Consider the following 6,838-nt stretch of genomic DNA (forward strand, 5'->3'; position numbering starts at 1 on the left):
CCGGTCACGGCGCTGAGCGCTGGAGCGCGCCGCGCGCTCCCTATTGCTGAGCCGGATCGGCGGGCAGGCGATAGGCGGCGTTGGGGTCGTTGGCGTAGCTCATCGACTCCACGGTGGTGGTGCTCGTCTCCTCTTCCGCCGGTTTGGCGAACGACTTCGCGACGGCATACACGAGGTTGACCAACAGCCACGAGACGGTCAGGGCCGCCAAAAAGCGCAGCGCCGCAGCGTCGAAGGCCATCGTGCCGTCGACGAAGGCCATGAGCGAGGGCAGGCAGACGACGACCGCGAGCAGCACGATCATCCCGAACGGGGGGCCGGTCGGCGGCTCCTCGATGACGATGGTCGTCTCGGCGACCTCATCGGCACCCTTGCGACCCTTGCGGCCCTTCTTCTTGGCCTTAGGCGGCCGTGACTTCGGCGACATTCACGACTCCTGAGGTGACGAGGGTCAGCTGCCCGCCGAGTTCGGCGTAGGACAGCACGGGGGTTCGGGGTGCCGCCTGCTCGAGCAGGCGTCGGATCGGCAGGCGCAGCGGACCCGCGCACACCAGGACGGGCGGATCGCCGTTGGCCTCCGCCAGGGCCGCGACGCGCCCGGCCTCGGTGGCCAATCGCTCGGCCAGCAGGGGGTCCATCGCGAGGAAGACACCCTGCTCGCTGGGTCGCAGCGACTCCATGAGCCGCTGCTCGAGCAGCGGCTCGAACGTGATGACCGACAGTCGGCCGTCGACGGCGTGGCTGGCGGCGATCGCGGGACCCAGCGCCCCGCGGGCCGACTCGACGAGGCCGTCGGGATCGGTGGAGACCTTGGCGCGCATCGACATGGCCTCGAAGATCCGCACGAGGTCGCGGATGCACACGCGCTCGGTGAGCAGCCCCTGCAGGGCCCGCTGCACCTCACCGAGGGAGAGCGGGGCGGGCGTCAGTTCGTCGACGACGACGGGGTGGCTCTGGCGCACCATGTCGACGAGCATCTTGACGTCCTCGCGCGAGAGCAGCTGCGCCGCGTGCACGCGCACGACCTCCGCCATGTGCGTCGTGATGACCGAACTGCGGTCGACGACGGTCGAGCTGGCCAGCGCGACGTGCTCGCGCAGCTCGGCGGGCACCCACTTGGCGGCCAGGCCGAAGACCGGCTCCTGGGTGACCATGCCGGGCAGTTGGTCGAGGTCGTCACCGATGGCCAGCACCATCCCGGCGGGGGCCTGCCCGCGGGCGACCTCGACGCCGTGCACCCGGATGGCGTAGTGCCGGGGCGGCAGGTCGAGGTTGTCGCGGGTGCGCACCAGCGGCACGACGATGCCGATCTCCTGGGCCAGCTTGCGGCGCAGGGCACGGACGCGGTCGAGCAGGTCGCCGCCGGCGGCGGAGTCGACGAGGTCGATGAGGTCGTAGGCCAACTCCAGCTCCAGCGGCTCCACGCGCATGTCCTGCGCGATCGCCATGGGGCTGTCCTTCTGCGGGGTGGTCGGCAGATCTTCGGGTATCTCCTCGGGCTCCACCTCCGCGCCCTCCTTGGGGAGGCGGAAGGCCAGGGCCAGCAGGATAGCGCCGATGAGGATGAACGGCAGCTTGGGAAGCCCGGGGACCAGGCCGAGCGCCAGCACGGCCGCGCCGGCGATCATCACGGCCTGGCGGTGCCTGCCGAACTGGGCGAGCAGGTCGGTGCCCAGGTCGTTCTCGGTGGTGGCCCGGGTGACGATGAGGCCGGTGGAGACCGAGAGCAGCAGCGCGGGGATCTGGCTGACCAGACCGTCTCCGACCGACAGCAGGGAGTACTTCTGAATGGACTCCCCGGCGCTGAGGCCGTTCTGCAGCATGCCGATGGCGAAGCCGCCGAGCAGGTTGATCAGCGTGATGATGACGGAGGCGATCGCGTCACCCTTGACGAACTTGCTGGCACCGTCCATTGCGCCGTAGAAGTCGGCCTCGGCCGAGACCTCCTTGCGGCGCCGCCGGGCCTCGTTCTCGTCGATGAGGCCGGAGTTGAGGTCGGCGTCGACGGCCATCTGCTTACCGGGCAGTGCGTCGAGGGTGAACCGGGCGGCGACCTCGGCGACACGGCCGGCACCGTTGGTGATGACGACGAACTGAATGATCATGAGGATCACGAAGATCACCAGGCCGACGACGATCGAGCCGCCGACGACGAAGTGCCCGAACGACTCGATGACCTGCCCCGCGTCGCCCTGCAGCAGCACCAGACGCGTCGAGGCGATGTTCAGGGCCAGCCGGAACAGCGTCGCCAGCAGCAGCAGCGCCGGGAAGATCGAGAAGTCCAGCGGCTTGGTGACCCGCATCGCCACCAGGAGGATGAGCACCGAGAAGCCCATGTTGAACGCCAGCAGCACGTCGAGCAGCTGCGTGGGCAGCGGCACGACCATCATGATGACGACGCCGACGATCGCCGCAGGGATACCGATCTGCGCGATACGGCTCGGTTTCACGGGCGACCTCTTGGATGTGCCGGGGGACACCCGCGGGCAGGCGGGCGGCGTACTCCCTGTTCATCGGCCCGCGCGGGGCCATTCTGAGCGGCGCCGAAAGCGCCCCGGATCACGTTTTCTCGCGACCCGGCGCGACCATCGCGGCGGGTAAAGCAATGGTCAAGTCGGCGCTGCACCGATCGACATGTGCGCGAACGGTTTTCAGGCGGCGCGCCAGTCGTCGGGGCCGTCGGCGGGCTCGTCTTGGGCCTGCCTGGCGTAGGCGGTGATGCCCAGCGCCTCGTCGCTGAGGTCCTCCGGTAGGTCGACGCCGTTGTAGTCGGGGTGGCGCAGCGGACTGGTGTGCACGCGGTCGGTGCGCTGCAGATCCGACATGCGCATGACGAACGCGAGCACGTTGGCGATGGCGTCGTACAGCTCGAAGGGGATGTACTCCTCGACCTCACAGAGCTTGAACAGCATGCGGGCGACGATGACGTCGCGCACGACCGGCACCTCGTGGGCCTGGGCCTCCTCGCGGATGCGCTTGGCCAGGTGACCTGCGCCTTTGGCGACGACTTGGGGCGCCCCCTCCCCCTGTTCGTACTTCAGGGCGACGGCGATGTGCGCGGGGTTGGTGACGACGACGCTGGCCTCCCCCACGGCGGCCATCATCCGCATTCGGCCCATCTCGCGCTGCTTGGCGCGGCGTTGGCCCTTGACGTGCGGGTCACCCTCTTGCTGCTTGCTTTCGCGGCGGATCTCGTCCTTGCTCATGCGGATCGACTTGTCGACGCGGCGGCGCTCCATCGCGTAGTCGGCGGCCGCGATGACGAGGCCGACGATCGCGATGTCTCGCACGACCGCCATCGCGGTGTCGGCGGTGATGCCGAACAGGGAGCCGATCGCCCAGCGACCCGAGCCGCTGAGCGTGGCAATGGTGCCCTGCACGGCGAAATAGGCGATGGAGCCGAAGACCGCAAACTTCACCAGAGTCTTGACGAAGGTCCAGGCCGCCTGCATCCCGAACATATTCTTCAACCCGGTCCACGGGTTGAGCTTCTTCCATTTCGGTTTGAAGCGCTTGGCGTAGATCTTCATGCCGCCCTGAACGATGTGCCCCAGGGCACCGAACACCATGCACAGCAGCGCGATCGGCAGGATGATCTTCAACGAGTTGAGCAGGCCGCTGCGGAAGTACTGGGTGGCGGTGCCCAGGTCGGGGGCCTCGATGATCCGGGTGATCCACTCCAGTTGCAGGGTGGTGTCGTCGAAGAGCTGCCGGATGAGCATCGGGCCGATGAACACGAAGACGAGCACCGTGAGCCACATCGACAGGTCCTGGGTGCGGGCGATATTGCCCTCTTCCTTGGCCTGCTTCTGCTTTTGCGGGGTCGCCTTCTCGGTTTTACTCGACTTGTCCTCGGACACGGCTCACCCCCCGAGAATCTGTAGGGCGGGCTGGAAGTGGAGCAGCACCCGCTCGACGATGCCGTTGACGGCCGCGGGCAGCATCGCGACCGCGACCGAGGCCAGGCTGACCGCGAGGATCACCTTGATCGGGAAGCTCAGCTGGAAGACGTTGAGGCTGGGCACCGAACGACTCACCAGACCCAGGGCGACATCGGCCAGGAACAGGCAGGCCAGCACCGGCCCGCCGATCTCCACCGCGGCCAGCAGCAGGCGCCCGAACTCGTTGATGAGCAACGGCTCCAGCGCTCGCAGGTCGGGGGCTTGCAGCGGGGCGACCTCGAAGGTCGACATCAGGCCGCGGACGAACAGCAGGTGCCCCCCGGAGGCGAACAGCAGCGTCGTGCCGATGAGGTACTGCAGGCGGCCGAACACCGAGCTCTGCGTGTTGGAGATCGGGTCCAGCATGGCCGCCATGGCGAACATGCTGAACAGGTCCATGAGGTTGCCGGCCGCCTGGATCGCCGAGAACGCCACGAGCACGATGAAACCCAGCGTCAGGCCGACCAACACCTGCCAACCGATGGCGGCGACCAGCGGCCACAGCGACGACAGATCGGGCAGCGGCGGATCGTCGGTCGCCACGAGACCGGCGATCGGCAGCGCGATGGCGGCACCCAGCAGCACGCGAATCCGGCGGGGAATCGCGTTGCTGTTGAACGGCGGCGCGATGAGCAGAAACGCGCTCAGTCGGGTGAACACGAGCAGGAACGAGACGAGCAGATCGAGTGGGCCGGCGAGGGACATGGCACCGCCCTACCGCTGCAGATAGTTCGGGATGTCGCGGATCAGTCCCTGAGTGAAGGTCACCAACTCTGTCATCATCCAATTGCCCAGAAACAGCAGAATGAGCGCGACCGCGATGAGTTTGGGCACGAACGTCAGCGTCATCTCCTGCACCTGCGTCACCGACTGCAGCAGCGAGATGATGAACCCCATGACGAGGCTGATGATGAGGATCGGCGCCGCGAGCTTGGCGCCCATGATCATGGCCTGCACGGCCAGATGCATCACATCGTTGTCGCTCATGGCCCGCCCTAGCGGTAACTCGTGACGAGGGCCGTGGTGATGAGCGTCCAGCCGTCGACCATGATGAACAGCAGCAGCTTGAACGGCAACGAGATCATGATGGGCGGCAGCATCATCATTCCCATCGACATCAGCGTCGAGGCGACGACGAGGTCGATGATGAGGAACGGGATGAAGATGACGAACCCGATGATGAACGCCGTCTTCAGCTCCGAGAGCACGAAGGCGGGGATGAGCGTGACGGCCGAGACCTGTGTTTCGTCCTGGGGTTGATCGGCCCCGGAGAGGGCGATCATCGTCTGCAGTTCCTGCTGACCGGTGTGCGCCAGCATGAACGAGCGCACCGGCGCGAACGTGTTCTCCAGCGCGACGGAGGTGTCCGTGATCTGCCCGTCGATGAACGGCGCGATGCCCTCGTTGTAGGACTGGGTCAGCACCGGGCCCATGACGAACAGCGAGAGGAAGATCGCCAGGCCGGCCATGACCTGGTTCGGCGGGATCGTCGGGGTGCCCAAGGCCTGCCGGGTCAGGGCCAGGACGACGACGATCTTGGTGAACGACGTCGTGAGCATGAGGATCGCCGGCGCGAGCGACAGCACGGTCATCAGCGCGATGATCGTCACCGACTGCGTGACGCCCGGCCCGTCGTTGAGGGAGACCGAGATGCCGGGGCTCTCCGGGTCGGTGGCGGCCGCCAAGGCGGCCTCGCTGGTGAGCAGCCAGGTCAGCGCGGCGAGCGCCGCGACGCCGAACAGGCGCACCCACCAACGGTTGCGCGGTCTGCCAGGTGCGAGTGCGTGGGCGCTACTGGCCCGGCACGCGTCGACGGTCCCCCCGTGCGGCACGGTGCCTCCCCTCCGGTCTGATCAGGTCCTCCAGCATCCGCAGCACCCCGCCGGCGCCCCCTTGCGGGCGGGCGTGGTGCACGACGTCGCTCGGGTCCGATCTGCGCGAGATCGACCCGATGCCCCCCGTCGCATCCTGTAAGTCCGCCGCCGCGATCTGCGCGGCCTCGGACGCCTCCTGCTTCCCTTCGGCAGCTGGTAGCCGCCGCAACACCCTTACGCCCGATTCGCCCACACCCAGCAGCAGCGTCTGGTCGCCCACCCGCACCACCTGCAGGGAGGCGTTGCGGGCCAACTGCCGGCGGGCGAGCACCTCGATGTCGTAGCCGAGGCCGACACTGCGGCCCACCCCGCGCCGGGCCGCATAGCGGGCTAGCAGCACCAGCAGACCCAGGACCAGCGTCAGAGAGATCACCATGCGCAGGGCCAGCACGGCGACCTCGCCTGGGCTCACGCCGTGATCCGTCCTTCTCGGTCGGGCCCGACGACCTCCGAGATCCGAACGGCGAACTCCTCGTCGACGACGACGACCTCGCCGTGGGCGATGAGGGTGCCGTTGACGAGCACGTCGACGGGGGCGCCGGCGGCGCGGTCCAGCTCGACGATCGAACCGGGGGTCAGCCCGAGAATCTCCTGCACGGTCAGGCGGGTGCGGCCGAGCTCGACCGAGACGCCCATGATGACCTCGCGCAGCAGGTCGATGCGGCGCGGGTCGACCGGATACGGCATCGCTCCGGCCAGCGGCTGGAAGGTCGCGCCGGTGGCCATGCCCTGCAGCTGCGCCTGCTGGGCCGCGTAGGCCTGCGCGTGCGCGGCCATCGCCGCCTGCTGCGCCGCGCTCGGATAGGCGCCCTGCCCCATCTGGGCCGCCATCGCGGCCACCATGGCGGGGTCCATGCCCGGCACGCCGAAGCCGGCCATCCCCGGCATGCCGCCCTGGCCGTTGGCGTCATCGACCCCGAAGGCCGCGCCCGGCGCCTGCTCGCCCGATGGCTCCTGCGCCTGCGCGGCCGCACCCTCGGCGGCTTCGTCGGCCGGTGCCTCGGCGCTCTCGGGGCCCTCGGC

Annotated in this window: 8 protein-coding genes; all 8 read right to left on the minus strand. The window is 68.4% G+C overall.

Going from position 1 to position 6,838, the window contains the following annotated elements:
* Positions 1-40: 40 nt before the first annotated feature.
* The gene (locus tag KILIM_RS09335) at positions 41-427 is read right to left on the minus strand and encodes a hypothetical protein (RefSeq protein ID WP_006592416.1); all 387 of its coding nucleotides are present in this window, start codon (positions 425-427) and stop codon (positions 41-43) included.
* The gene (flhA, locus tag KILIM_RS09340) at positions 402-2,450 is read right to left on the minus strand and encodes a flagellar biosynthesis protein FlhA (RefSeq protein WP_006592417.1); all 2,049 of its coding nucleotides are present in this window, start codon (positions 2,448-2,450) and stop codon (positions 402-404) included. The genes KILIM_RS09335 and flhA overlap by 26 nt, the downstream gene beginning before the upstream one ends.
* Positions 2,451-2,651: 201 nt before the next feature.
* Positions 2,652-3,860: an EscU/YscU/HrcU family type III secretion system export apparatus switch protein gene (locus KILIM_RS09345; RefSeq protein WP_006592418.1), complete on the minus strand. Its 1,209-nt coding sequence runs from the start codon at positions 3,858-3,860 to the stop codon at positions 2,652-2,654.
* A 3-nt stretch (positions 3,861-3,863) separates the two neighbouring features.
* Complete coding sequence (locus tag KILIM_RS09350; RefSeq protein ID WP_006592419.1) at positions 3,864-4,646, minus strand: flagellar biosynthetic protein FliR; 783 nt, start codon at positions 4,644-4,646, stop codon at positions 3,864-3,866.
* A 9-nt stretch (positions 4,647-4,655) separates the two neighbouring features.
* On the minus strand, positions 4,656-4,928 hold the full coding sequence (gene fliQ / locus KILIM_RS09355; protein WP_006592420.1) for a flagellar biosynthesis protein FliQ: 273 nt from the start codon (positions 4,926-4,928) through the stop codon (positions 4,656-4,658).
* 8 nt (positions 4,929-4,936) lie between these two features.
* Entirely contained in the window at positions 4,937-5,689 is a 753-nt protein-coding gene (gene fliP / locus KILIM_RS09360; RefSeq protein WP_006592421.1) for a flagellar type III secretion system pore protein FliP, read from the minus strand.
* Positions 5,690-5,732: 43 nt separating this feature from the next.
* Complete coding sequence (locus KILIM_RS22285) at positions 5,733-6,227, minus strand: flagellar biosynthetic protein FliO (RefSeq protein WP_006592422.1); 495 nt, start codon at positions 6,225-6,227, stop codon at positions 5,733-5,735.
* Positions 6,224-6,838 (minus strand): flagellar motor switch protein FliN (fliN, locus tag KILIM_RS24965; protein ID WP_006592423.1); only part of this gene is annotated, 615 nt, incomplete at its 5' end. The genes KILIM_RS22285 and fliN, both read right to left, overlap by 4 nt.

The sequence above is a fragment of the Kineosphaera limosa NBRC 100340 genome (assembly GCF_000298215.1).
Classification (GTDB): domain Bacteria; phylum Actinomycetota; class Actinomycetes; order Actinomycetales; family Dermatophilaceae; genus Kineosphaera; species Kineosphaera limosa.